At 71.1% G+C, this 22,773-nt stretch carries 26 protein-coding genes; 16 read left to right on the forward strand and 10 right to left on the reverse strand.

What is annotated here, in order from left to right; all coding sequences use genetic code 11:
• The 4 genes from G5C66_RS00120 to G5C66_RS00135 all read left to right on the forward strand — a co-directional run bounded on the left by G5C66_RS00120 (position 1) and on the right by G5C66_RS00135 (position 2,875).
• Complete coding sequence (locus G5C66_RS00120; RefSeq protein WP_165108519.1) at positions 1–1,419, forward strand: MFS transporter; 1,419 nt, start codon at positions 1–3, stop codon at positions 1,417–1,419.
• Entirely contained in the window at positions 1,416–1,763 is a 348-nt protein-coding gene (locus G5C66_RS00125; protein WP_165108521.1) for a hypothetical protein, read from the forward strand. Before G5C66_RS00120 ends, G5C66_RS00125 begins: the two co-directional genes overlap by 4 nt.
• 9 nt (positions 1,764–1,772) lie before the next feature.
• Positions 1,773–2,231: a GNAT family N-acetyltransferase gene (locus G5C66_RS00130; RefSeq protein WP_165108523.1), complete on the forward strand. Its 459-nt coding sequence runs from the start codon at positions 1,773–1,775 to the stop codon at positions 2,229–2,231.
• Between the two features lie 62 nt (positions 2,232–2,293).
• Positions 2,294–2,875 carry a TetR/AcrR family transcriptional regulator gene (locus tag G5C66_RS00135; RefSeq protein WP_165108525.1) on the forward strand — a complete coding sequence of 194 codons (582 nt, stop codon included), beginning with the start codon at positions 2,294–2,296 and terminating at the stop codon, positions 2,873–2,875.
• A gap of 3 nt (positions 2,876–2,878) precedes the next feature.
• Here G5C66_RS00135 and G5C66_RS00140 read toward each other — a convergent pair whose 3' ends face one another.
• Positions 2,879–4,153, reverse strand: a complete 1,275-nt coding sequence (locus tag G5C66_RS00140; protein WP_165108527.1) for an oxygenase MpaB family protein — start codon at positions 4,151–4,153, stop codon at positions 2,879–2,881.
• A gap of 61 nt (positions 4,154–4,214) precedes the next feature.
• Between G5C66_RS00140 and G5C66_RS00145 the strand changes: the two genes are divergently transcribed.
• Positions 4,215–4,811: a TetR/AcrR family transcriptional regulator gene (locus tag G5C66_RS00145; RefSeq protein ID WP_165108529.1), complete on the forward strand. Its 597-nt coding sequence runs from the start codon at positions 4,215–4,217 to the stop codon at positions 4,809–4,811.
• A 6-nt stretch (positions 4,812–4,817) separates the two neighbouring features.
• Here G5C66_RS00145 and G5C66_RS00150 read toward each other — a convergent pair whose 3' ends face one another.
• From G5C66_RS00150 to G5C66_RS00165, 4 genes are all read right to left on the reverse strand, one after another.
• Positions 4,818–5,093, reverse strand: a complete 276-nt coding sequence (locus G5C66_RS00150) for a DUF1905 domain-containing protein (RefSeq protein WP_165108531.1) — start codon at positions 5,091–5,093, stop codon at positions 4,818–4,820.
• Positions 5,090–5,497 carry a VOC family protein gene (locus tag G5C66_RS26670; protein WP_338144038.1) on the reverse strand — a complete coding sequence of 136 codons (408 nt, stop codon included), beginning with the start codon at positions 5,495–5,497 and terminating at the stop codon, positions 5,090–5,092. The genes G5C66_RS00150 and G5C66_RS26670 overlap by 4 nt, the downstream gene beginning before the upstream one ends.
• A 4-nt stretch (positions 5,498–5,501) precedes the next feature.
• Positions 5,502–6,260: a metalloregulator ArsR/SmtB family transcription factor gene (locus tag G5C66_RS00160; RefSeq protein ID WP_165108533.1), complete on the reverse strand. Its 759-nt coding sequence runs from the start codon at positions 6,258–6,260 to the stop codon at positions 5,502–5,504.
• A gap of 73 nt (positions 6,261–6,333) precedes the next feature.
• Positions 6,334–6,825: a MarR family winged helix-turn-helix transcriptional regulator gene (locus tag G5C66_RS00165; RefSeq protein WP_338144017.1), complete on the reverse strand. Its 492-nt coding sequence runs from the start codon at positions 6,823–6,825 to the stop codon at positions 6,334–6,336.
• Between the two features lie 108 nt (positions 6,826–6,933).
• On the opposite strand from G5C66_RS00165, the gene G5C66_RS00170 reads away from it, so the two are divergent.
• Positions 6,934–7,443, forward strand: a complete 510-nt coding sequence (locus G5C66_RS00170; protein WP_165108535.1) for a VOC family protein — start codon at positions 6,934–6,936, stop codon at positions 7,441–7,443.
• Between the two features lie 125 nt (positions 7,444–7,568).
• On the forward strand, positions 7,569–8,006 hold the full coding sequence (locus G5C66_RS00175) for a DoxX family protein (protein ID WP_165108537.1): 438 nt from the start codon (positions 7,569–7,571) through the stop codon (positions 8,004–8,006).
• Positions 8,007–8,009: 3 nt separating this feature from the next.
• Here the strand turns inward: G5C66_RS00175 and G5C66_RS00180 are convergent, their stop codons facing one another.
• Complete coding sequence (locus tag G5C66_RS00180; RefSeq protein WP_165108539.1) at positions 8,010–9,698, reverse strand: ABC-F family ATP-binding cassette domain-containing protein; 1,689 nt, start codon at positions 9,696–9,698, stop codon at positions 8,010–8,012.
• Positions 9,699–9,969: 271 nt separating this feature from the next.
• On the opposite strand from G5C66_RS00180, the gene G5C66_RS00185 reads away from it, so the two are divergent.
• From G5C66_RS00185 to G5C66_RS00225, 9 genes are all read left to right on the forward strand, one after another.
• Positions 9,970–10,485, forward strand: coding sequence for a GNAT family N-acetyltransferase (locus G5C66_RS00185; RefSeq protein ID WP_165108541.1), 516 nt, complete (start codon positions 9,970–9,972; stop codon positions 10,483–10,485).
• Positions 10,486–10,536: 51 nt separating this feature from the next.
• Positions 10,537–11,733, forward strand: a complete 1,197-nt coding sequence (locus tag G5C66_RS00190) for a helix-turn-helix domain-containing protein (protein ID WP_165108542.1) — start codon at positions 10,537–10,539, stop codon at positions 11,731–11,733.
• 106 nt (positions 11,734–11,839) lie between these two features.
• Positions 11,840–13,246 carry a fatty acid desaturase gene (locus tag G5C66_RS27010; RefSeq protein WP_165108544.1) on the forward strand — a complete coding sequence of 469 codons (1,407 nt, stop codon included), beginning with the start codon at positions 11,840–11,842 and terminating at the stop codon, positions 13,244–13,246.
• A complete protein-coding gene (locus G5C66_RS26305; protein WP_165108546.1) occupies positions 13,243–13,437 on the forward strand; it encodes a ferredoxin in 195 nt (64 codons plus the stop codon). Before G5C66_RS27010 ends, G5C66_RS26305 begins: the two co-directional genes overlap by 4 nt.
• A gap of 2 nt (positions 13,438–13,439) precedes the next feature.
• A complete protein-coding gene (locus G5C66_RS00205) occupies positions 13,440–14,597 on the forward strand; it encodes an NAD(P)/FAD-dependent oxidoreductase (protein WP_165108548.1) in 1,158 nt (385 codons plus the stop codon).
• 68 nt (positions 14,598–14,665) lie between these two features.
• Positions 14,666–15,367 (forward strand): FCD domain-containing protein, encoded by a 702-nt coding sequence (locus G5C66_RS26675; protein ID WP_165108550.1) that lies wholly within the window; start codon positions 14,666–14,668, stop codon positions 15,365–15,367.
• Positions 15,364–16,125, forward strand: a complete 762-nt coding sequence (locus G5C66_RS00215; RefSeq protein WP_165108552.1) for a creatininase family protein — start codon at positions 15,364–15,366, stop codon at positions 16,123–16,125. The genes G5C66_RS26675 and G5C66_RS00215 overlap by 4 nt, the downstream gene beginning before the upstream one ends.
• 108 nt (positions 16,126–16,233) lie before the next feature.
• Entirely contained in the window at positions 16,234–17,208 is a 975-nt protein-coding gene (locus tag G5C66_RS00220) for a CE1 family esterase (protein WP_165108554.1), read from the forward strand.
• A 5-nt stretch (positions 17,209–17,213) separates the two neighbouring features.
• Positions 17,214–18,755 (forward strand): AbgT family transporter, encoded by a 1,542-nt coding sequence (locus tag G5C66_RS00225; protein WP_165108556.1) that lies wholly within the window; start codon positions 17,214–17,216, stop codon positions 18,753–18,755.
• Between the two features lie 30 nt (positions 18,756–18,785).
• Here the strand turns inward: G5C66_RS00225 and G5C66_RS00230 are convergent, their stop codons facing one another.
• The 4 genes from G5C66_RS00230 to G5C66_RS00245 are packed head-to-tail and all read right to left on the reverse strand — an operon-like array spanning position 18,786 to position 22,764.
• A complete protein-coding gene (locus G5C66_RS00230) occupies positions 18,786–19,820 on the reverse strand; it encodes an aromatic ring-hydroxylating oxygenase subunit alpha (protein WP_165108558.1) in 1,035 nt (344 codons plus the stop codon).
• A gap of 3 nt (positions 19,821–19,823) precedes the next feature.
• A complete protein-coding gene (locus G5C66_RS00235) occupies positions 19,824–20,054 on the reverse strand; it encodes a recombinase-like helix-turn-helix domain-containing protein (RefSeq protein WP_165108560.1) in 231 nt (76 codons plus the stop codon).
• A gap of 35 nt (positions 20,055–20,089) precedes the next feature.
• Positions 20,090–21,052, reverse strand: coding sequence for a PDR/VanB family oxidoreductase (locus G5C66_RS00240; protein WP_206443563.1), 963 nt, complete (start codon positions 21,050–21,052; stop codon positions 20,090–20,092).
• Positions 21,049–22,764, reverse strand: coding sequence for a thiamine pyrophosphate-binding protein (locus G5C66_RS00245; protein ID WP_165108562.1), 1,716 nt, complete (start codon positions 22,762–22,764; stop codon positions 21,049–21,051). Before G5C66_RS00245 ends, G5C66_RS00240 begins: the two co-directional genes overlap by 4 nt.
• Between the last annotated feature and the right edge of the window lie 9 nt (positions 22,765–22,773).

Genomic DNA, 22,773 nt, shown 5'->3' on the forward strand with positions numbered 1-22,773 from the left:
ATGACCGAGACCACTCACGACCCCACGACGAACCAGCCCGCGGATCCTCGCCGATGGCGGCTGCTCGGGCTGCTGGGCCTGGCGCAGTTCATGCTCATCCTCGACGTCACCGTCGTGGCGATCGCGCTGCCGCACATGGGCGCCGACCTCGGGCTGGGACGCGATGCCCTCACCTGGGTGGTGAGCGCCTACACCCTGGCGTTCGGCGGCCTGATGCTGCTCGGCGGCAGGGCGGCCGACCTGTTCGGCCCGAAGCCCGTGGTCCTGACCGGCCTGACCGTCTTCACCGTGGCCTCGCTGGCCACCGGCCTCGCCACCAGCGCAGAGCTGGCGATCGGCGGCCGGGTCGCCCAGGGTGTCGGCGCCGCGATGCTCTCCCCCGCCGCGCTGTCGACCGTGGTCCGGCTCTTCGACGGCGACGAGCGCAACCGCGCGCTCGGGATCTGGTCGGCACTCGGCGCCGGAGGCGCGGCGATCGGCGTGCTTCTCGGTGGCGCTCTGACCGCCGGGCCGGGCTGGGAGTGGGTCTTCCTGATCAACGTGCCCGTCGGCGCGGTGGTCGCGGTCCTGCTGGCCTGGCTGCTGCCGCCGCTGCCCGCATGGGGAGGCGACGTACGCCTCGACCTGATCGGCGCGCTGATCGTCACCGCCGCCACCGGGCTGCTGATCCTCGGCTTCATCGAAGCCGGCGACGGCGGTTGGACCTCGGCCCGCACGGCCGGACTCCTCCTTGCCGGCATCGTCGGCTACGTCCTGCTGGCCGGCTGGCTGCGACGTACGCAGAACCCGCTGATCGACCCGGCACTGGTCACGCGGCGGCCGGTTCTGTCCGGCACGTTCGTGCTGTTCGTCGCGACCGGGCTGATGGTGGCGGTGTTCTTCCTCGGGACGTTCTACCTGCAGAGCGCGGCCGGGCACGGCCCGCTCACCACCGGACTGCTGTTCCTGCCGGTCGCCGCGGCGACGATGGTGGGCGCGCAGCTGGCCGGCCGGCTCATCGGCCGCGTCGGCGCTCGCCCGCTCGGCGTGGTCGGGCTGCTCATCGCCGGAGCCGGGCTCGTCGTACCCGCGATCAGCATGAGCACGCTGACGACCGTGGTCGCGGTCAGCGTCGGCTCGGCCGGCCTGGGCGTCCTCTTCGTGGTCGCGTCGGCGACCGCGCTCAGTCAGGTCGAACCGCACCTCGCCGGCGTGGCCTCCGGGATCCTCAGCACCTTCCACGAGCTCGGCGCCTCGCTCGGCGCGGCGGTGATGTCCGGTGTCGCCGCGGCCAGTCTCGTCGAGGGCACCACCGGCGGCTTCGAGCGGGCCTACCTGGTCGCCGCCGTGATCGCAGCACTCGCCGCCGTCCTCGCCGGAGCGCTCATCCCCGGCCGGCCTTCCACAACCACCGAGACCCACCAGGAGACCACGTCATGACGAAGACCCACCGATCCAGATCCCGCGCGCTGACCTTCGCGCTGCACTACCTCCAGATGATCGTCGCGATGGTCATCGGGATGATGGTGATCCCGATGGCCGCCTGGATGCGCTTCCGCGGGCACGGCTGGCGGCCGGTCGTGGAGATGTCGGCCGCGATGTACGCAGGTTTCGTCGCCTTCTTCCCGTTCCTGTGGCTCGGAGCCATCGACGGCGACGGACTGATGCTGCTCGGCCACGTCCTCATGCTGCTCCTCATGCTCGCCGCGATGCTCGCGCGACCCGGCGAGTACTCCGGCCACCACGCCCACCACGCGCACGCGCATCTGCACCCGACCGACTAGGAGGCCACCATGACCGCACCCGCCCGACCGGCCGTACGCGACGCCGTCCCCGACGACGCCGAGACCGTTCGCACGCTGATCGGCGAGATCGCCGCCCACCAGGGCCAGTCCGACTCGGTCACCGTGACCGCCGAGCAGTGGGCCGGCTACCTCGCGCAGCCGGACATCATGGTCCTGCTCGCCGAGATCGACGGCCAGCCGGTCGGCTACGTCTCGGCCGTACGCCGTCTGCACCTGTGGTCGGGCGACGACATCGTCGCCCTCGACGACCTGTACGTACGGCCCGGGCACCGCGACGCGGGTGTCGGCCGGCTGCTGATGACCGAGCTGGCGGCCCGCTCGGAGGACCTCACCATCACCTGGGGCGTCCAGCCGGACAACCACGCGGCGATCCGCTTCTACCGCCGCCTCGGCGCCTCGGTCCGGGCCAAGGTGGTGTGCGCGTGGACGGCGCGGCAGCGGGCGTGACCCGGCCCGACGACACCTAACCTGTACTCTGATGTTCATCATCTCGTGGGAGGCTTTCGTCGATGACGACCCTGAAGCGCGCCGACGCGCGTAAGAACATCGAGTCGATCATGGATGCGGCGACGACCTGTCTCGCCCGCGATCCCGACGTGAGCGTGGCTGAGATCGCCAAGGTGGCAGGCGTCGGCCGGGTCACCCTCTACGGCCACTTCGAGTCCCGGGCGGCACTGGTCACGCAGGTCGTCGAACGCGCCATCCGGCATTCCGACGAGCAGCTCGGCGCGATCGACCTCGACGGCGACCCCCGCACCGCCCTCAGCCGGCTGCTCGAGGCGTCGTGGCAGCTGACGCAGCAGTACGGCGCGCTCATCGTCGCCGCCGAGCAGAGCATGCCCCACGAGCAGTTCCAGGCGGTCCACCTCGGCCTGCTCGACCGCTGGAAGCCGCTGATGGAGCGGGGCCGTCGTGACGGCAGCTTCCGCGACGACCAGCCGCTCGAGTGGCAGCTGACCCTGCTCCAGAGCGTCCTCCACGCGGCCTCCGGCGCCGTCTACCGGGGTGAGATCAAGGCGTCCGAGGCCGGCGGCCTGGTCGACGGCACCGTCCAGGCGGCTCTCACCGCTCCGGGCTCCACCCGCGGCTGACCGTCACTCGGGGAGGTCGCCGACCGCCGCGCGCTCCGGCCCGAAGTAGCTCGCCAGCAGCCTGTCGGCATTGCGGCTCCCTTGCCGCTCCAGACGAGCCCGCCCCCGCGCGGACCGGCCGAGGACCCGGTACCTGAGCAGGTTCATCGGCAGCACGTACGCGTGCGCCCACGGCGGCCTCCTCGGAAGGCCGAGCTCGCGCATCGACCTGGTCCCGAGGAAGACGGTCAGCATCGAGAGCAGCCGCTCCCGCTCGTACCAGCCACGCACGCGCTGCAGCGGCTCCGGCCAGCCCGGAAACCGGCGTTCCCGCTGCACCTCGACCGCCGCCTGTGCGAGCCGCGGCCCGGCGTCGGAGATCTCCGCCTGCGCGAGCAGCACGTGGTAGTTGATCCGGTGCCGCTCCCACTCGCTGTCGACGAGGAAGTCCTCGTCGACGCCCATCAGCCAGCCGACGTACTTCCACAGATGCATCAGCGCCCGGGCGTCCTCTCGCGAGACCGGCACGCCGAGTGCCCGGCACCCGATGATGAGTACGCCGTCGAACAGGCCCAGCGTGGCGGCCTGGTCGGCCTGGTTGATCGGCAGCCCCAACCGGCCGGCGTCCCACCGCTGCTCGAACCCGGCGTTCACGAGCGCATGCATGGCCCGTACGTGGACGGTGAGCCGCCATGCCTCCCCCGACGTCGAGCCCGACCCGGAGCCCGCGCCCGGGGGCCGGAGACCGCCCGGCCGGCGCAGGCTCACCGCCCAGTGCTGCGTCTCGGCCAGTCGCCGCCGGGTGGTGCTACCGGTCAGACCGCCGGTCGCGACCAGCAGGTCCGGCGGTCCCCCGAACCGGTAGCCGCTGATCAGCGAGAGCTGCAGGAGCACGTCGGCCGCGTTCTGGCCGAGCCGCGCGAACACACGACCGCCCTCGTCGACGAGGTCCCAGTCGACCCAGTCCGGGGTCGCCTCGACCTGGGCGAAGAACTCAGCCAGCGCCGGAGGCGGGGAGTCCACCGCCGCGACGCCGTGCTCCAGAGCCGTACGCAGCTGGGTCATCGTGACCTTGCCAGGAGCCCCGGCTCGCATCCGGATCGCCTCCGCCAGGCGTGCGCCGGCCTCGTCCCGCTCGTTGAACGCGCGCCCGATCCGCTCCATCAGCTCTTCGTCGACGTCGACGATGCGCCCCATCAGGCGCAACGGCCTGCCGAGACGGCGACCGCGGGCCTCGCCTTCGCGAAAGCGGGTGGGGAATCCGGCGGGTTGGGTGCCCTGCTGCGCGAATGTGGTCATGCCTTCAGCGTGATGCGAGCAGGAGCTCGCTTTCAATTCGCGTTCCACCTACGGTTGCTCCATGCGCAAGACGCCCACCCAGGCCCGGTCCAAGGCGATGGTCGAGCGCATCCTGGCGGCCGGACGGCAGGTGCTCGTCGCCGACGGCTACGAGTCGTTCTCGACCAACCGCGTCGCGGCTGCCGCCGGGATCAGCCCCGGCTCGCTCTACCAGTACTTCTCCGACAAGGCCTCGATCCTCGACATCGTGATCAGCCGCTACTGGGAGGACGTCTCCGAGCGCACCGCCTCGGCGCTGGCGCTCCAGGCGAGCAGCACCGGCACGCCGGCGATCCGGTCGGTGGCCGACGCGCTCCTCGCAGGGCTGGAGCAAGACCCCACTCTCCTGCGCGTACTGATCGAGGAGCTCCCCGCCTCCCGCAACCGCGACCGTCATGCCGCACTCGTCACTCGCGTACGCGACCTCACCGCCGCCTATCTGCACGCCGGATCGGCCGCGACGACCCGCCCCGACCCGCAGCTCACCGCGTGGGTGCTGGTGGTGGCGATGGAGAACATCGCGCTGCGCTGGGTGCTCGACCGGCCGCCCTATCCGCGGGAGGCCGTGCTCGAGGAGATGGTCGCGCTCACCGCGGGCTACCTGACGCACTCATCCTGAGACCGGTCAGCGGCGTTCGGTGAGGTGGACGGTGACGCTGTCGCCGGCGGACTTGCCGAGCGCCTCGCGGAGATCGGCCTTGAACGGGAGCTTGTGGGTGCCGTCGCCGAGGGCCATGAAGGAGGCCTCGAAGGGGTGCCCGTCGACGTCGCCGGAGACCTTGACGAGCCCGCGGGTGCCGAAGAAGTCCGCGGTCCAGTCGGTGACCACGTAGGTCCAGCCGCCCTTCGCGTCGCTCTGGGTCAGCGTCGCGGTGAAGGTCTTGTCCAGCGGGGTGCTCATGACGCCACCGCCTCGGTCTGCTCGAGGATCACGAAGCGGTTCCCGTCGGGATCGTCGAAGGTGAACATCGGCGGTACGCCCGGCCAGCGCAGCAGCTCGCCGACGCTCACGCCGCGCGAGCCGAGCGTCTCGCGCTCGGCGGCTGCGTCGGGGACGTTGAACCGGATCCCGGTCTCGGTGATCTCCCCCGCCTCGCGGTCGCCGGCGACCAGGGCGAGGGTGACGCCGCTGCCCCGCGGCGCGACCTCGATCCAGCGCGTCGGGACTTCGACGTCGAGTCGTACGTCGAAGTCCAGGGTGTCGCGGTAGAAGCCGATGGCTTCGTCCTGGCGATGGTGATGCCGACGGTGCGGATATCGGTGATGGTGCTCATCAGGGTTCCTCTCGGTCGATGCTGTCGCCAGAGGGTCAGCTGGGTCCGTACATCTGCGATCCCGGGGTGGTCAGGGTCTCCCCCGTCTCCAGCCACGTCTTGAGGCCGGACAGGACCATGGGCCAGCCGCCGTAGAGCTCCGGGGGCGCGTCGCCGCTCAGCTGGTCATGGGTCACGGTGAGCCGGCAGGAGTCGCCGACAGGCTCGATCTCCCAGGTCACGCGGGTGGTGCCCTGCTCCTCGGCCGCCTCGGACCAGAGGGTGCGCATCGACTGCACGAGCCGCGTGGGCGGCTCCACGACGACGTTCTCCCCTTCCGCGAGCGGTCCGTCAGCGCCCGGGTGGACCATGGTGAAGCCCGAACCGGGCGTCCAGTCGGAGTGGACGCCGGCGCCGAAGTGGTACTTCGCCCGGATCTGCGGGTCGGTGATCGCCTCCCACAGTCGCTCCGGCGTGGTGCGGATGTAGATCTCGAAGACTTTCTCCATCGTGCGCTCCAGGTCTCGTTTCAGCTCGGCGAGGCCGCTCGCCCAGGTCTCGGTGTATTTGGTGACCCAGCGGTCATGGATCTCGCGGATCGGCACCACGTTGAGGAAGTGGTGCTTCTCGCGTCCTCGGCGGGCGACGACCACCAGGCCGGCCTCCTCCAGGATCGCCAGGTGCTTGGCCACCGCCGGACGGCTCATCGAGTGATGGCTCACCAGGGAGGACAGCGTCTGCCCGTCCTCCTGCAGCAGTGCGTCGAGCAGCGCCCGCCGAGTCGGGTCACCGAGAGCTCGAAACACCTTCTCCACGACGTCAAAATAGGAAACCATTTGGTTTCATGTCAAGGGATGCTTCAGCCCCGACCCGGTTCACCGACAGCGCCTAGGAGCCCTCCGGCCGGTACAGCGCCGTCATCGTGCCCTTCGGGTCGAGGCGCGCGAGCAGGGCGTCGCCAATCTCCGTCAGCTGCCGAACCTGGTCCACGGTCAGACCATCGAGCACGTGGCTGCGTACGTTGGCGACATGGCCGGGCGCGGCAGCGACGACGGCATCCCAGCCACCGGCAGTGAGCCGGGCGTTCGTGGCGCGGGCATCCTCGGGACACGGGAACCGCTCGACCAGGCCCCGCTCCTCGAGCCGCCGCACGACGTGCGACAGCCGCGCCAGCGTCGCATTGGTGCGGTGAGCCAGGGCCGTCATCCGCAGGGTCCGGTCATCCGCCTCGGACAGCACAGCCAGGACGAAGTACTCGAAGTGAGTCAGGCCGGCATCACGGCGGAGCTGGGAGTCGAGCACCCCGGGCAACAGCTCCACGATCGCGATCAGGCGCAGCCAGGCGGCCATCTCCTCGTCATCCAGCCAGACATCGTCCACAGATTCCATGGTAGTCCGCCTGATTGTTGCTACAACCAAAAACTTGACGCTACAAGTATTCCGTGAGAGTTTTGTTGTAGATACAACCTTTCAGTCGAGGAGCCCCCGATGAGCGTCAACCCGGTACGCCTCAATCACGCCGTCCTCTTCGTCGCCGACCTGGAGCGCAGCATCGCCTTCTACGAGGTCGCCTTCGGGATGACGGTCATGGCCCGCGAGCCCCGGGCCGACGCAGCGTTCCTGCGCCTGCGCCGGTCCGGCAACCATCACGACCTCGGCCTCTTCGGGGTCGGCGCCCAGCCGCCACGTCCGCGCGGCTCCCTCGGGCTCTACCACCTCGCCTGGCAGGTCGACACCATCGACGAGCTCGAGCAGGCACGGATGATCCTCGCCGAGCTCGGCGCCTTCACCGGCGAGTCCAGCCACGGCGCCACCAAGAGCGTCTACGGCGCCGACCCCGACGGCAACGAGTTCGAGGTGATGTGGATGCTGCCACGTGCCCACTGGGGCGACTTCGAGAACGCCGCCCCCGTGGACCGGCTCGACCTGGCCAAGGACGTCGCCCGCTGGAGCGGAGTCCGTACGGCCGCCGAGCTGAACCAGGCGGAGGACCGTTGAGCAGCCCGGTGCACACCGCGAGCCACGGGAGCAGCACCGCGGCCGCCCTCGACCGGCTCGGATCGTGGGTGGCCACCCACGTACCTCAGACCTGAACACCCCTGCACAACCAAGAGAAGGAACCCATGAAACTCGGACAGTCGCTCCCTGCTCCCGTCACCGACCTCGGCCTGCTCGCCGCCCGGCTCCTCGTCGGAACCGTCCTGATCGCCCACGGCTGGCAGAAGTTCGCCACCTACACGCTCGACGGAACGAGCCAGTCGTTCGAGGCGATGGGCGTCCCCGCCGCCCAGGCGGCCGCAACGTTCGCCGCCCTGGTCGAGCTCGTCGGGGGCGCTCTCCTCGTGCTGGGTCTGCTCACGCCGGTGGCCGCGGCTCTGGTCGTCATCGACATGGTCGGCGCGTTCTGGTTCGCTCACCGCAGCTCCGGCGTGTTCGTCGACCAGGGCGGCTGGGAGCTGGTCGCGGTCGTCGCGGCCATCGCGATCGCCCTGGCTGTGGCCGGTCCTGGCCGCGCCAGCATCGACCACGCCATCGGCGGGCGGGCCCGGGCGGAGGCCTGACGATCACGCGGTGACCACCGCCGCCGTGCCTCCGCAGACGCGCACCCGCCGCGACGCGGAGGCACGGCGGATCCAGTGGCGGTCGTGCGTGACCGTCACTACCGCGCCCGGATGAGCCTCGATGGCGTCCTCGAGCTGCTCGACGAGCTCCGGGTCGAGGTGGTTGGTCGGCTCGTCCAGCAGCAGTACGTCACCAGGGTCCGCCAGCGCGATGGCGAGGTCGAGGCGGCGACGCTGCCCGACGGAGAGCGCCCGCACCTGACGGCGCAGGTCCTCCTCGCGCAGCAGCCCGAACCGCCGCAGCCGCTCGACGGCATCGTCGCGATGGATCCCGACGGTGCGGGCGAACACTCCGACGACCGACCCCGCTGCAGCGGCCGCGACATCCTGCCTCAGCCACGAGACCCGAGCTCCCGGAGCCCGCTCGACGTCCCCTGAGTCCGGGGCGATCTCGCCGGCGAGCAGCCGCAGCAGCGTGGTCTTCCCGGCGCCGTTGGGTCCGACGACAAGCCAGCGGTCCCCGGCACTCAGCACCCATTCGGCCATCCTGAGCCGGGCACCCGCCTCGCGACGTACGTCATGGAGGGCGACGAGGGGCTCGTCGCCGCCCGTGGCAACCGCTCCCCCGAGGCCGGCGTCGAACCGCAGCGGCTCGGGCGGCGGTGCGACCGGCTCCGCCCGCAATCTGGCGACGCGCTCCTTCGCCATCCGGATCCGGCCCATCGCCCCGTGGTCGCGGCTGCGCGCCCGGAAGGCACCGTGACCGAAGCCGTCGAGCTCGAGCTTGCGCGGGATCGCCTCGAGCCGGAACGCGTTCGCCGCCACGAGTGCCTCGTTGCGCGCGAGCTCGGCCTTCCACCTCTCGTGCCGCTCTGCCTGACGTCGCCGCTCGGTCGCCCGAGCCGTCAGGAAGCCGGCGTAGCCGTTGCCGTAGCGGCGCAGCCCGCCGTCGCGTACCTGAACGATGTCGTCCGCGAACCGCTCGAGGAACGCGCGGTCGTGCGTGACGACCACCATCGCACCGCGGTGCGCCGCCAGACGGTCTTCGAGCCATGCCAGCGCCGCGGAGTCGAGGTCGTTGGTCGGCTCGTCGAGCAGCAGCAGCTCGGCGTTGGCCGCAAGGGCGACGGCAAGAGCGAGACGCGCCCGTTCACCTCCGGAGAGCCCGTCGACAGGCCGTCCCCGGTCCAGACCGCCGAGGCCGAGCTGGTCGAGCCCGACGTCGACCCGGCGGTCGACGCCGTAGCCGTCGCGTGCCTCGTAGGCGTCGACGAGGTCGCCGAGCTCCTCGAGGAGCGCGGGTTGCTGGTCCTCGCCGGCGAGGGACAGGCGTTCGGTGCATGACCGGATGCGTGACTCCAGCGCGCGCAGGTCCGCGAGCAGGAGATCGACGGCATCCCGAACCGTCGCCCCGTCAGGGAACCGCGGCTCCTGGGAGGCGTGCGCGATGCCGCCGGGAACGACCACGCGGGTCTCACCGGCGACCGGCGACACGACGCCGGCGAGCAGGTCGAGCAGCGTCGACTTCCCGGCGCCGTTGTCGCCGACGACGGCCAAGCGGTCGGCCGGACCGACGACGAGATCGACACGGTCTAGGACGATCCGCTCTGCGAAGCGGACCGTGGCCGAGCGCAGCTCGCAGACACGGTGGCTGCGCACGGAGGTGGAAGGGGTGGAAGCAGACGGGAACATGAGGACTCCTCTGCGCGACGGCGACCGCCGCGACGAGACGCATCCACCGGATGCGGGATCGGAAACGGACCTCGAGCCGCGCCGATCGGACGACGCGGTCGCTCAGGACCCGCTGCGGAGAAACCTCGACGCAGCGTCCCGATCGTTTACTTCAGAGTTCCCATCGCCGAGCACGATACCGGGTCGCACGCCTGCGGGCGAACCATTTGTCGACTGTCTGACACGTCCGAAACCGTTCGACAGGCGAACCCCCGCATGGCAGGGTCCGCCCATGCATCTCAGAGACGGGTCGGTCAGCGACCTCCCAGCCGCCATGACCCTCCTCGACGCCGCCGTCGCGTGGCTCGCCTCGCAGGGCCGCACCGGGCAGTGGGGTGCAAAGCCGTTCTCCGCCATCGAGGCGCGCGTCGAGCAGATCCGGCAGATGCTGTCCGAGCGCACCGCCCGCGTCGCCGAGGAGAACGGCGAGGTCGTGGGCCTCTGTGTCGTGGCCGACGAGCCCCTGCCGTACGTCGATCCCGCACCGATCCCGGAGCTCTACCTGCAGCTGCTCGTCACCGACCGGGACCGGAGCGGCTCCGGCATCGGCAGCACCTTGGTCGACGACGCCGTCGACATCGCCCGGGAGCGGGGTGTGAAGCAGATGCGGCTCGACTGCTACGCCGGCGACGACGAGGCGCTCATCGGCGTCTACGAGAGGTTCGGGTTCACGCTCGAGCGACGGTTCACGGTCGACACCGGACAGGTCGAGCCGTGGCCGGGGGCGATCCTACGCATGGAGATCTGAGCACTGCCACGTCTGTAGACTGCGCGAAGCCGGCGCGGCGAGAGAGGTGCGATGACCGAGATCAGCGACTGGTTGGCGGCCTTCGCCGAGGAACAACGCCGGCCCGAGGAGGTGGCCCGCTGGGCCGCGGCGACCGCTGACGCGATCCTCCTCGACGTCGAGATCGACCTCGACGATCTCCGCCCGCTGCTCCTGGAAGCCGTCGAACAGCACTGGTACGCCTTCCTCGACCGGATCACGCTGCCGGAGGCCGGCTTCGAGCTGGTCCCGTCCGCCCACGCGATCGCGCTCGAGGTCGCCCGCCGCCGACTCGGCCTCCCACTGATGCTCAAGATCTACCAGCGGGCTCAGGAGGAGTGCTGGGAGTTCGCAGTCCAGGTCGTGCGGCAGGCCCCGGACGATCTCGACCACGAGGCGCTGCTGGTGTGGTTCTGGACGAAGGCGACCGCATGGTTCGGGTCCTCGGTCGAGCAGTCCGTGCTGATCCACCAGGCGGAGGAGACGCGGATCCGTCAGCGCGGCGACGCCCGCCGCTTCGAGGTGGTCTCGGAGGCACTGACCGACCGCAGCGTCTCCCCCTCCGAGCTCTCCGCCGCCCTCGGCGGCCACCCGGTCAACATCCCGGGCCACATCGCACTGGTCGCGCGTGCACTCACTGCCGACTCCATCGAGCAGCTGGAGCCGGCGCTCACCGCGGTCACCCGCCGGCTGGGCCGGCCGCAATACGTGCTCGTGAACCCCGGCGGCCCGCAGATGTGGGCCTGGGTCGCGCTCACCGATGCTCCCGAGAGTGTCACCGACACCGGGATCGACCCTGCAGCCATCCGGGTGACGATCGGCGTCGGCGGGAGCGGGCTGGACGGTTTCGTCGCAGCCCACCACGATGCCCAGGCGGCTCAGCGGGTCGCGTTGGCGCCGGGGCGCCAGGAGCCGGTGACCGCCTATGACGACGTCGCCGCCCTGGTCCTCGTCGCGCACGACCCCGACGCCGCCGAGCGGTTCACCCGGGCGACGCTGCGCGGCCTGGCCCACCCGTCGCACGGCCGGCTCCGCGAGACGGTGCGCGAGGTGCTCACCTCGGCCGACCCGGCGGACCGGCTCGCCGAACGGCTCGGCGTCCACAAGAACACCATCCGCTACCGCGTCGCCCAGGCCGAGCGGCTCCTGGGCCGGCCCCTGCGCGAGCGCGCCGGCGACCTGCTGCTCGCGCTCGACTACCACGACGCCTTCCTCCGGCCCCAACTGTGAAGATGAACAGTTTTCCGTGACCGATTCGGCCTGATCGACCAGAGACTTCCTCGCTGCGTACGTCCATTCTGACAGGGAACGTAACGGCAGTCACAGGAGGAAGCAGATGACACTCGACGCCAGCGGCACCGTCGAGAGGGGCTCCACCGAACGGTGGCGGGACAGGAAGCGCTACCTGTGGCTCCTCGGTCTCGTGGTCCCGTCCTTCGCCTTCATCGCGGTCGGCGGCTACGCCCTGACCGGGTGGGGCGTGTTCCTGTGGACCGGGCCGATCGTCGTCCTCGTCATCGTCCCGGCCATCGACTTCGCGGCGGGGCTGGACCGCTCCAACCCGCCCGACGACGTCATCGAGGAGCTCGAGGAGGACCGCTACTACCGCTACATCACGTTCGCGTTCCTCCCGATCCAGTACGCCGGGTTCGTCTTCGCGATGTACCTGATCGCGACCCAGGACTGGCCGCTGGCGCACAAGATCGGTCTCGCCCTCACCATCGGGTTCATCGGTGGCATCGGCATCAACACCGCCCACGAGCTCGGCCACAAGAAGGAGAGCCACGAGCGCTGGCTGTCCAAGATCGCGCTCGCGCAGAGCTTCTACGGACACTTCTACATCGAGCACAACCGCGGCCACCACGTACGCGTCGCGACGCCGGAGGACCCGGCCTCGTCCCGGATGGGCGAGAACCTCTACGGGTTCTGGTTCCGCACCGTGTCCGGGTCGCTCAGGAGCGCCTGGGGGCTGGAGGCGAAGCGCTATCGGCGCAAGGGCACGCATCCGTTCCACCTCGGCAACGACGTCCTCAACGCGTGGCTGATGAGCGTGGTGCTGTGGGCCGCGATGACGCTCTGGCTGGGCGTCGGGATCCTGCCCTACCTGATCCTGCAGGCCGTCATCGGGTTCTCGCTGCTGGAGATCGTCAACTACCTGGAGCACTACGGGATGCTGCGGCAGAAGACCACCTCGGGCCGCTACGAGCGGGTGCTCCCGATGCACTCGTGGAACTCCAACAACATCGCCACCAACGTGCTCCTGTACCACCTGCAGCGGCACAGCGACCACCACGCGAACCCGACGCGGCGCTATCAGACCCTGCGTGACTACCGGGAGTCCCCGGCACTGCCGACCGGCTACGCCGGGATGATCGTCCTGGCCCTCGTCCCGCCGCTGTGGCGCCGGGTGATGGACAAGCGGGTGGTCGCGCACTTCGACGGCGACGTACGGCTCGCCAACGTACGCCCCGGACGGCTCGACAAGCTGCTCGCCACGTTCCCGCCTCCGGCCGACCCCGTGGTCGAGGAGCTCGACGACGTGACCCGGCAGTCGTTCGACGACGAGGTGGCGGCCAGCCGCTGCCCCGGGTGCGGCTACGTCTACGACGTCGCGGTCGGCAACGAGCTCGAGGGCTTCGCCGCCGGCACCGCCTGGCGCGACATCCCCGACGACTGGTGCTGCCCGGACTGCGGCGTACGCGAGAAGGTCGATTTCATCCCGCTGAAGGAGTCAATGCTGTGAGTGTCATCCAAGCCGACAAGACGGTGTGCGAGGGCATCGGCATGTGCGAGGCCCAGGCCGACAACTACTTCCAGATCGGCGACGACGGACTGGTCGACGTGCTGGCCGCCGAGGTGCCGGAGTCCGACCGCGGGTACGTCCGAGCCGCCATCGACTCCTGCCCGGTCTCCGCACTCCGGCTCGAGGGGTGAGCATGTCCTCCTTCCACGACCGTCATCTCCTGGTCGTGGGCGCCGGCCTGGCCGGGCTCCGCGCGGTCGAAGGGGCGCGCGGAGCCGGCTGGGACGGGCCGATCACGATCGTCGGCGACGAGCCACATCCGCCCTACGACCGCCCGCCGCTCTCCAAGGCCGCACTCACTTCCGACGAGGAGCCCGTCGTCCCGGTGCTCCGCTCGTGCGAGGTGCTCGAGGACCTGCAGGTACGCCACCTCCCCGGGGTCCGGGTGCACGGCCTCGACACCGAGCGCCGGACGGTGACCACGAGCGCCGGAGACCTCGGCTACGACGCGCTCGTGATCGCCACCGGCAGCACCGCCACGACCCTGTCCGGACTGACCGGTCTCCCCGGAGTGCACGTGCTCCGCCGCTACGACGACGCCCTCGCCGTACGCGACTCCCTGGCCCGCTCGCGGCGGGTGGTGATCCTCGGGGCCGGGTTCATCGGCTCCGAGATCGCCTCTGCTGCCCGCGCCCGCGACGTCGAGGTCACCGTGGTCGAGGCGAGCAGCCGCCCGCTGAAGCGCGCGGTCGGTCCGCGCGCGGCCGGCCGGCTGGTGGGACTCCACGCCGAGGCCGGCGTCCGGTTGCTCACCAGAACCACCGTATCGGGCGTACGCAGCTCCGACCGCGGCGTCGACGCGGTCGAGCTGAGCACCGGTGAGACCCTGACCGCCGACACCGTCGTCCTGGGCATCGGCGCCCAGCCGGCGACGGCATGGCTCGCCGGGAGCAACGTCGCCCTGGACGCACGCACCGGCGGAGTCCTCTGCGACCGCACGCTGGCCACCAGCGCTCCCGGAGTCTGGGCGGCGGGCGACGTGGCGTGCGTCGAGGGCGAGCGCAGGGAGCACTGGACCGCCGCCGGCGAGCAGGGCCGGGTAGCCGGTGCGAACGCCGCCGGAGCCGGTGAGGTCTTCGCCGCCGTCCCGTTCGCCTGGTCGACCTGGCACGGGCACCGGATCCAGGTCGTCGGCGAGACGACGGCGGCCGACGAGGAGGAGCGCGGCGACGGCCTCGTCGTCTATCTCCGAGACGGGCGGGAGGTCGGCGCCGTCGGTATCGACAGCCCCGCCCCGATCGCCCGCCTGCGCCGCGCTCTCGCCGCGCAGCACGTCACCGCGGACGCCTGATCAGCCTTCGACGCCCACGAGCGCTGCTCCCTTGACGACGAATTCAATAAGTGATTTAGTCACTTATTGTGACCAGCAACACACCATCGCTCTCTGAACGCATCGCCGACGGGATCGTCGCCATGATCGAGGCCTCGGGCCTGGAACCGGGCGACGCCCTGGCGTCCTCGCGCGAGCTGGCCAAGCGGTTCGAGGTGACCACACCGACGATCCGGGAGGCGCTGCGCCGCCTCGAGGCCACCGACGTGATCCGCTTCCGCCACGGGTCGGGCACCTACGTCAGCGGCGGGGTCAACCGGCGGCTGCTGGTCAACCCGCACGTCTCGGAGTCGCGCAGCGAGTCGGTCCTGGAGCTCCTCGACGCCCGGATCGTCCTGGAGCCGCCGGTCGCCGCGGCCGCTGCCGCGCAGCGCACGGACGACGACCTCGCGGCGCTCACGCTCTCGGCCGACAACTCGCTCAAGCCGCAGTACGCCGACGAGCGCCCCGAGCTCCACTTCCACGTCGCGCTGGCGGGTGCCTCCGGCAACCTGCTGCTGCGCGAGACCGTGGAGGCGTTGCTGCAGGTGCGGGCCCGCGACCAGATCGAGATCCGGCACCGCTACACCGACCGGGACCGCGACCACGCCGACCACCTCCGCATCGTCGAGGCCGTACGCGACGGCGACCCCGACGCCGCGGCCGCGCTGACCCGCGAGCACCTGCTCGCGATCCGCGAGGCGATCGCCTCCACCCTCGGCACCGAGAACACCGGGAACACCGAGCGATGACCGCGAAGCTCGCCGAGATGACCACCCTCGAGGCCGCTCAGGCGGCCGACGACGGGACGGTCGTCGTGATCCCCGTCGGTGCCTTCGAGCAGCACGGCGCCGGCCTCCCGTTGGCCACCGATCAGATCCGCGCCGAGGCGCTCGCCGACGCTGTCGCCGAGGCGCTCCCGGGCAAGGTGGTGATCGGTCCCGGCGTACCGGTCGGGGTCTCGCCCCACCACCAGGCCTTCGCGGGCACGGTGAGCCTGCGCCCGGCGCTGTTCGCCGCCGTCGTCCGTGAGTACGTCGAGTCGCTGGCCGCCCACGGCTGGCGTCGGTTCCTGGTGGTGACCGGCCACGGTGGCAACAACGCCACGCTCGGCACGCTGGCCCAGGACCTGCTCCGCGACCGCCCCGACCTGGAGTTCGCCTGGACGCCGGTGACCGTCCTAGCCGGGGATGCGGTCGGCGCGATGGAGCTGACCCCGGTCTCCGGGCACAGCGGCGAGGCCGAGACCGCCCAGATGTTGCACATCGCCCCCCATCTCGTACGCCACGACCTGCTCGATCCCGGCACGACCACGCCCGACCAGCTCGACCCGTTCGCCCGGCTGGCCAGATCGGTGAGACACCCCGCCGTGGCCCTCCCCTACGACCGCCTCTCCCCCACCGGCGTGCTCGGCGACCCGCGTCGCGCCACCGCGGAGGACGGCCGGGCGATCCTCGCCGAGGCCACCGACCGCATCGTCGCCTTCATCAAGGAGTGGCTCGACACCTAGACCACTCCACCCTCCAGCTCGGGACCCGACCGGGACGCGCACCGCGTCGCCGGGCGATCCAGCACACCCGAAAACGCACGACCTGATGCCCCGAAAGGAGCACACGACATGTCCCCACGACACCTCCGCCTGCTGGCACCGGCGGCCGCCATCGCAGCCGTGGCCACGCTGTCCCTGGCACCCACCGCGACCACCGCCCTGACGAAGGCCAGCGCCTCGGACCGAGCCGGCGGCGAGACCACACGCTGTGCCAAACCCACCGAGCAGGAGCCCGACAGCAGCCAGAAGTACGAGCTGACCAGCGGTGACCTCGAGCGCAGCTACGTACTCCGTCTGCCCGATGGCTACGACCGCCGCGACGACTGGCCGCTGATCGTCGCCTTCCACGGTCGCGGCAGCACCGGCGTCGAGGTCGAGGGCTACTCCGAGCTCTCCGACCTCCCGGCCGTCGTCGCCTATCCCGATGGCGCGATCGGCACCGGCTCGGGCTATCGCAAGGCCTGGCAGGGCGCTCCCTACGAGGCCCCGGGCGTCGACGACGTCGCCTTCACCCGCGACCTGCTCGCTGCGATCGAGGCCGACCACTGCATCGACACCAGCCGCGTCTACGCCACGGGCAAGTCCAACGGAGGCGGCCTGACCGCCCTCCTCGCCTGTCAGCTGCCTGGCACCTTTGCGGCCATCGCCCCGGTCGCACCCGCGCTCTACCCGGGTGCCCGGGTCGGCTGCGAGGAGGCTCCGCCTACGCCGATCCTGGAGATCCACGGGGTCGCCGACGCGACCATCCCCTATGCGGGTGACGCCGACCGCGACCTGCCCGCCATCCCCGAGTGGGTCGAGGGCTGGGCGGAGCACAACGGCTGCGCCACCACCACCACGCGCACCAACCGCGACGTCGCCACCACCCGCTGGACCGGGTGCGCCCAGGGCGCCGAGGTCCAGCACGTCGCCGTCGACGGCGGCGGCCACGTCTGGCCCGGCGGCGACATCTACTCCGGTGGCGGCCACGTCACCCACACCATCGAGTCCGCGACGGTGATCTGGGACTTCTTCTCCCGCCACCGCCTCACCAGCGAAGGGTGACTGACATGACCAGCACCGCAACCCCCACCGGCAGCGACCGGCTGCCGTGGATCATCCGGGCCATGGGCGTGATCGAGCGCGTCGGCAACGCCCTGCCGCACCCGTTCTGGCTCTTCTGGATCCTGGCGGCCGTCCTCGCCGTGGTCAGCGCGATCTGCGCGGCCGCAGGCGTCTCGGTCGTCTCGCCCGGCGACGGCGAGGAAGTCGTCGTGCAGAGCCTGCTCAGCGGCGAGGGCCTGGCGATGGCCACCTCCACGATGGTCTCCAACTTCGCCGAGTTCCCGCCGATGGCGACCATCGTCGTGGTCATCATGGGCGTCGCCGTCGCCGAGCGCACCGGCTTCCTCACCGCCGCGATGAAGACCGGCATCTCGCGCGTGCCGGTCGGCTGGGTGGTCTTCGCCGTCGCGTTCACCGGCACTGTCGCCCACGTGGCCTCGGCGGCTGCGTACATCATCCTGGTGCCGCTCGGCGGCCTCGCCTTCCGTGCCGTGGGCCGCTCTCCGATCCTCGGGATCGTGGTCGCCTACACCGCGATCGCCAGCGGGTACGACGCCAGCCCGATCCCGACGCCCAACGACGCGATCTTCGCCGGCATCACCACCGCCGCGGCCCAGATCGTCGACGAGAGCGCGTACGTCTCCCCCGTCAGCAACTGGTTCTTCAACATCGCCTCCTCGGTGCTGCTGGCCGCGGTGATCACGCTGATGACCAAGCTCGTGCTCTCCAAGCGGCCCGACCTGGACGCCGATGAGGATGCCGACGACGGCGACTTCGGCTCGCTCGAGCTCGACAGCCGTGAGCGCCGGGCGCTGCGCTGGTCGCTCCTCGCCCTGCTCGCCGCGATCGTCATCATCGCCGCCGTCGTGATCCCACCGTCCTCCCCGCTGCGTGGCGAGGACGGCTCGCTGACCGAGTCTCCGTTCCTCACCGGCATCGCCGCGATCGTCGCGGTGCTCTTCGGCCTCTCCGGCATCGTGTACGGCACGCTGTCCGGTGCCATCACCAAGGCAGGCGACGTGCCGGCGCTGATGGGCCAGGGGATCAAGCAGATGGCGCCGGTGCTCGTGCTGTTCTTCGCGATCGCCCAGTTCCTGGCGTACTTCGACTGGACCCACCTCGGCGACGTCATCGCGGTCAACTCCGCCGAGGCGCTGGAGACCAGCAACATCCCGGTCTGGGTGGTGTTCCTGCTCGTCCTGGCACTGCTCAGCGTCGTCAACATCATGGTCACCAGCGGCTCGGCGATGTGGTCCATCGCCGCACCCGTCCTGGTGCCCATGCTGATGCTGCTCTCGGTGCCGCCGGAGACCACTCAGGCGCTCTTCCGGATCGCCGACTCCGGCTCCACCGCGATCACTCCGATGAGCCCCTACTTCGTGATGGCCCTCGGCTTCCTGCAGCGCTACCGCAAGGACGCCGGCATCGGCACCCTCGCCTCCTACACCCTCCCGCTCGCCATCGCGATGAGCCTGGCCTGGACCGCGCTCTTCTTCCTGTGGTGGGCGCTCGGGATCCCGCTCGGCCCGGGTGCTCCGGTCCGCTGACCGTACGCCGGTCTCCCGGCCGGGCCCGCCTCACGCGCGCCCGGCCGGAACCGCCTCCGCCTGCTCCTCGGCGAGCTTCTTGTAGAGCCGGCGCAGCCGGACGACACCGAGGTCGTGCTGGTAGAGGTTCTCGGCCTGGTCGGCGTCGTCGGCCATCGCCTCGAGCATGACCCGGTCCTGCTCGAGCACGTGCCAGTGGCGGGCCTCGAGCTTGGTGCGGTAGAGGAAGCGCCACACGTCGCGCTCCCAGCCGCTGACCTTGCGGTAGCGCCAGAAGAACACCGCGGTGGTGCGCTCGTCGATCGGGGTGCCCATGCCGACGATGCCGAAGGAGCCACCGGGTCCGGCGGTCGGCGGGTACGGGATGGAGAGGTCGACCCAGTCGATGCCGGTGCGGCAGAACTCGACCCAGTCGAAGTTCACGCCGCGCTGGTCGGTCTTCTCGAAGAAGAAGCCCCGGTCGGTCTCCCGGATGCGGAACCTGGCCTCGGTGTCGCCGCCGAACATCGAGTGGGACTCTCGGTGCAGGAAGGCGCCGTGCATCGGGTCGAGCAGGTTCTCCATGGCGTAGCGCCACGGGGTGTCCCACTCGGCGTAGCAGAGGAAGGAGGAGATCTCCTCGTCGACGAGCGGGTCCGGCAGCGCGACCGGTGCGGGGTCGGGGTGCTGGTCGTCGCCGATGTAGGCGAGGATCGCACCGCCCAGCTCCTGCAGCGGCGGGCTCGGCACCAGGGTCTTGCCCTCCAGATTGCAGCCGGGCATGCCCGGTACCGAGACGACCTTGCCGCTGCCGTCGACCTGGACGCCGTGGTAGGCGCAGGCGATCTTGCTGCCGAGGTGCTGTCCCTGCGAAAGCGGTGCGCCGCGGTGGGGGCAGCGGTCCTCGAGCATCCGCAGGGTGCCGTCGGACTCCCGGAAGAGCACCCAGTCGATGCCGAGCCGGCGCACCCGGTGGACGCCGCCCTGCGGCACCATGTCGGAGGGGCAGATCGCGTACCACTGGTTGCGCAGGCCGGTCGCGAGGATCTGATCCGCGCTCAGCTGTCGTTTGACCATCGGACCCATGGCTCAGTCCTCCTGCTTCCCCGCCGCGGCGAGCTCGGCGATCGCTGTGGTGAATCCCTCGGGGGTCCACAGACCTCCGCCGGGGGCCGGGATGCCGAGCTCGTTGAGCCCCTCGACGAGACCCGGCAGGTCGTGCCGGCCGCCACCGAAGACCTCTTCGATGGCGCCGGCGAGCTTGGTCTCCCACGGGGTCGCCTCGGCGACCGCCGCCTGGACCGGCTGTAGATAGCCCATTGCTGTTCTCCCTCGTGTGCAGTCGGTACGGCGCGTCAGATGTCGAGCGCCAGCTCGGGGGTCCGCGCCCGGGAGACGCAGATCATCATGGTGGTGCCGGACGCCTGCTCGGAGTCGCTGAGCAGGGAGTCGCGGTGGTCAGGGATGCCGCCGAGCACCTTGGTCTCGCAGGTGCCGCAGATGCCGTCGCGGCACGAGCTCGAGACCGCGATCCCAGCGCTCTCCAGGGCATCGATGACCGGTACGTCGGCAGGCACCTGCACGACCCGGCCCGAGCGCCGGCAGTCGACGGCGATCGGCTGCTCGCCGTCCGGGTCGACGTCAATCTGCTTGGCCTTGAAACGCTCGACCTGGAGCGTCCCCTCGGGCCAGCTCACGGCGTGCTCCTCGACGGCGGCCAGCAGGCCCTCGGGCCCGCAGCAGTAGACCAGCGTGCCCGGCTCGGGCATCGGGAGCGCCGTGCTCAGGTCGAGCCGGCCGTGGGTCTCCTCCGGGATGACCTTCACCCGGTCCCCGTACGCGGCGAGCTCGTCGAGGAAGGCCATCGAGTCCTCGCGACGGCCGCCGTACCAGAGCTCCCAGTCGGTGCCCTGCCGTTCGGCCTCGGTGAGCATCGCGAGCAGCGGGGTGATCCCGATGCCGCCGGCGACGAACACGTAGCGCTTGGCGGGGAGGAAGTCGAAGTTGTTGCGGGGACCGACCACACGCAACCGGTGGCCGGGCCGCAGCCCCTCGTGGACGTACTCCGAGCCACCGAGGGCGGCCTGCTCTCGCAGCACCGCGACCCGGTAGCTGCTGCGGTCGGCGGGGTCGCCGCACAGGGAGTACTGCCGCACCAGCGACCCCTTCAGGGTCAGGTCGACGTGGGCCCCCGGGCTCCACTCCGGCAGCGGGTCGCCACCCGGGTGGACGAGCCTCAGCGACAGCACGCCGTCGGCTTCGAGGGTCATCTGCTTGACCAGAAGCTCCAGCTCCTGCTCTTCGGTGGCGACACTCATGACGACCTCCTCGTGGTCGGGTCGGGAACCTTGACCGGTGGTGTGAACGGGCGCGGCATCGGGCCGAAGGACTCCAGGTCGACCTCGACGAGCACGGGCCCGCGTCGGGTGACGGCCTGCTCGAGCTCGGTCGCGGCGTCGGCGGCGCTGCCGATGCGCTGGTAGGGCAGCCCGAGCGAACCCGCGAGCCCGGCGAAGTCAGGGGTGGTCAGGTCGACGCCGGCGCGGTCGACGCCCCGGGCCTCCTGCATGTTGCGGAGCACGCCGTAGCCGCCGTCGTTGAAGACCAGCAGCACCAGCCACGGACGCTCCTGGGCGAGCGTGAGCAGCTCACCGAGGTGTACGGCAAGGCCGCCGTCGCCGGCGATGACCACGGTCGGTTCGTCACGGCGGGCCATCGCGGCGCCGAGCCCCATCCCCAGCCCCTGGCCGATCCCGCCGCCGCGGGGGAAGACGTTGTCGCGAGGGTCGTAGACCTCGAAGAGCCGGTTGCCCCATGACGAGGACGCGATGGTCACGTCGCGCGCGAGCACCGACCGGCGCGGCAGGGCGGAGCGCAGCGCGTCGGCGAGCACGGCGTGGTCGCCGAGCCCCTCGCGCTGCGTGGCGCGTACGTCCCGGCGTGCCCGGGTCACCCGATCCCGCCACTCCCCCGCGACCTGTCCGCGGCCTCGGACGGCCTCGGTGATCGCGGGCAGCACGTCGCGGGCGTCCGCAGCGACACCGGCCGCGATCGGGAAGACCCGCCCGAGCGCCGCGTGGTCGAGGTCGATCTGGACGTGCACCGGGGTCAGGACGAGGTCGTAGTCGCGGGTCTCGTTGGACCGGAAGTGGGTGCCGATGCTGAGCAGCAGGTCGGCCTCGGCGAGCAGCTGGCCGCCGCCGGGGGTGGCGGCGTAGTTGCCGACCACGAGAGGGTGATCCTCGGGGACGGCGCCGCGGCCGGAGTTGGAGGTCAGCAGGCCGGCGCCCCACGTCTCGACCAGCTCGGTCAGCTCGGCCCCGGCCTCGGCGACCCCGCCTCCGGCCCAGATGACCGGCCGCTCGGCGGCGACGATCAGCTCCGTCAGCGTGTCCAGGCCGGCCGGCTCCGGGGAGGTGGTCGTCTCCTCGGCCACCTCGACGATCTCGACGACCTCACGCTGCGGCAGGTACTGCAGGTCGATGGGCCACTCGACGCTCACCGGGCCACCGGCCCGGCCCCGCCCGCCGAGCGCCCGCTCGACGGCGGCGCGCAGGATGCCGGCCGACTCCTCGAGCGAGGGCACCGTGACGGCGTCGATCGAGACCGCCCGGAGCATGCCGAGCTGGTCCTTGGTCTCGTGGATGAAACCGCGACCCGAGCCGAGGTAGGCCGACTCGACCTGGCCGGTCACGTGCAGCACCGAGGTGGCCGAGCTCAGCGACTCGATCAGCGAGCCGGCGGCATTGCCGGCGCCGGTTCCGGTGCTGGTCAGCGCACAGCCGAGGCCGCCGGTCGCCCGGGCGTAGCCGTCGGCGGCGTTGACCGCGCTCGCCTCGTGGCGGACCGGCACGAACCGCAGCTCGCGCGAGACCGCCTCGACGAGCGGCAGGTTGTGGACGGAGATGACACCGAAGACGGTGTCGACACCCACCTCGCGGAGCACCGCTACGAGCAGCTCGCCGCCGTCGGCGTAGGTCACCCCATGAGGAGTGTGAACTGTGGGAGCGGCGGTGGTCAGGTTGGTCATCTCGGTCTC

Source organism: Nocardioides turkmenicus, from assembly GCF_011045035.1.
In the GTDB taxonomy this organism is placed as follows: Bacteria; Actinomycetota; Actinomycetes; order Propionibacteriales; family Nocardioidaceae; genus Nocardioides; species Nocardioides turkmenicus.

Excerpts from the sequence above, each read along its gene's own strand:
- G5C66_RS00220 (WP_165108554.1), top strand. The coding sequence starts at position 16,234 with ATGTCCCCACGACACCTCCGCCTGCTGGCACCGGCGGCCGCCATCGCA.
- G5C66_RS00245 (WP_165108562.1), bottom strand. The coding sequence starts at position 22,764 with ATGACCAACCTGACCACCGCCGCTCCCACAGTTCACACTCCTCATGGG.
- G5C66_RS00120 (WP_165108519.1), top strand. The coding sequence starts at position 1 with ATGACCGAGACCACTCACGACCCCACGACGAACCAGCCCGCGGATCCT.
- G5C66_RS00180 (WP_165108539.1), bottom strand. The coding sequence starts at position 9,698 with ATGTTCCCGTCTGCTTCCACCCCTTCCACCTCCGTGCGCAGCCACCGT.
- G5C66_RS00235 (WP_165108560.1), bottom strand. The coding sequence starts at position 20,054 with ATGGGCTATCTACAGCCGGTCCAGGCGGCGGTCGCCGAGGCGACCCCG.
- G5C66_RS00170 (WP_165108535.1), top strand. The coding sequence starts at position 6,934 with ATGAGCGTCAACCCGGTACGCCTCAATCACGCCGTCCTCTTCGTCGCC.
- G5C66_RS00150 (WP_165108531.1), bottom strand. The coding sequence starts at position 5,093 with ATGAGCACCCCGCTGGACAAGACCTTCACCGCGACGCTGACCCAGAGC.
- G5C66_RS00215 (WP_165108552.1), top strand. The coding sequence starts at position 15,364 with ATGACCGCGAAGCTCGCCGAGATGACCACCCTCGAGGCCGCTCAGGCG.
- G5C66_RS00145 (WP_165108529.1), top strand. The coding sequence starts at position 4,215 with ATGCGCAAGACGCCCACCCAGGCCCGGTCCAAGGCGATGGTCGAGCGC.
- G5C66_RS00175 (WP_165108537.1), top strand. The coding sequence starts at position 7,569 with ATGAAACTCGGACAGTCGCTCCCTGCTCCCGTCACCGACCTCGGCCTG.
- G5C66_RS00230 (WP_165108558.1), bottom strand. The coding sequence starts at position 19,820 with ATGGGTCCGATGGTCAAACGACAGCTGAGCGCGGATCAGATCCTCGCG.
- G5C66_RS00190 (WP_165108542.1), top strand. The coding sequence starts at position 10,537 with ATGACCGAGATCAGCGACTGGTTGGCGGCCTTCGCCGAGGAACAACGC.
- G5C66_RS00225 (WP_165108556.1), top strand. The coding sequence starts at position 17,214 with ATGACCAGCACCGCAACCCCCACCGGCAGCGACCGGCTGCCGTGGATC.
- G5C66_RS00240 (WP_206443563.1), bottom strand. The coding sequence starts at position 21,052 with ATGAGTGTCGCCACCGAAGAGCAGGAGCTGGAGCTTCTGGTCAAGCAG.
- G5C66_RS27010 (WP_165108544.1), top strand. The coding sequence starts at position 11,840 with ATGACACTCGACGCCAGCGGCACCGTCGAGAGGGGCTCCACCGAACGG.
- G5C66_RS00135 (WP_165108525.1), top strand. The coding sequence starts at position 2,294 with ATGACGACCCTGAAGCGCGCCGACGCGCGTAAGAACATCGAGTCGATC.
- G5C66_RS00205 (WP_165108548.1), top strand. The coding sequence starts at position 13,440 with ATGTCCTCCTTCCACGACCGTCATCTCCTGGTCGTGGGCGCCGGCCTG.
- G5C66_RS00185 (WP_165108541.1), top strand. The coding sequence starts at position 9,970 with ATGCATCTCAGAGACGGGTCGGTCAGCGACCTCCCAGCCGCCATGACC.
- G5C66_RS00130 (WP_165108523.1), top strand. The coding sequence starts at position 1,773 with ATGACCGCACCCGCCCGACCGGCCGTACGCGACGCCGTCCCCGACGAC.
- G5C66_RS00140 (WP_165108527.1), bottom strand. The coding sequence starts at position 4,153 with ATGACCACATTCGCGCAGCAGGGCACCCAACCCGCCGGATTCCCCACC.
- G5C66_RS00125 (WP_165108521.1), top strand. The coding sequence starts at position 1,416 with ATGACGAAGACCCACCGATCCAGATCCCGCGCGCTGACCTTCGCGCTG.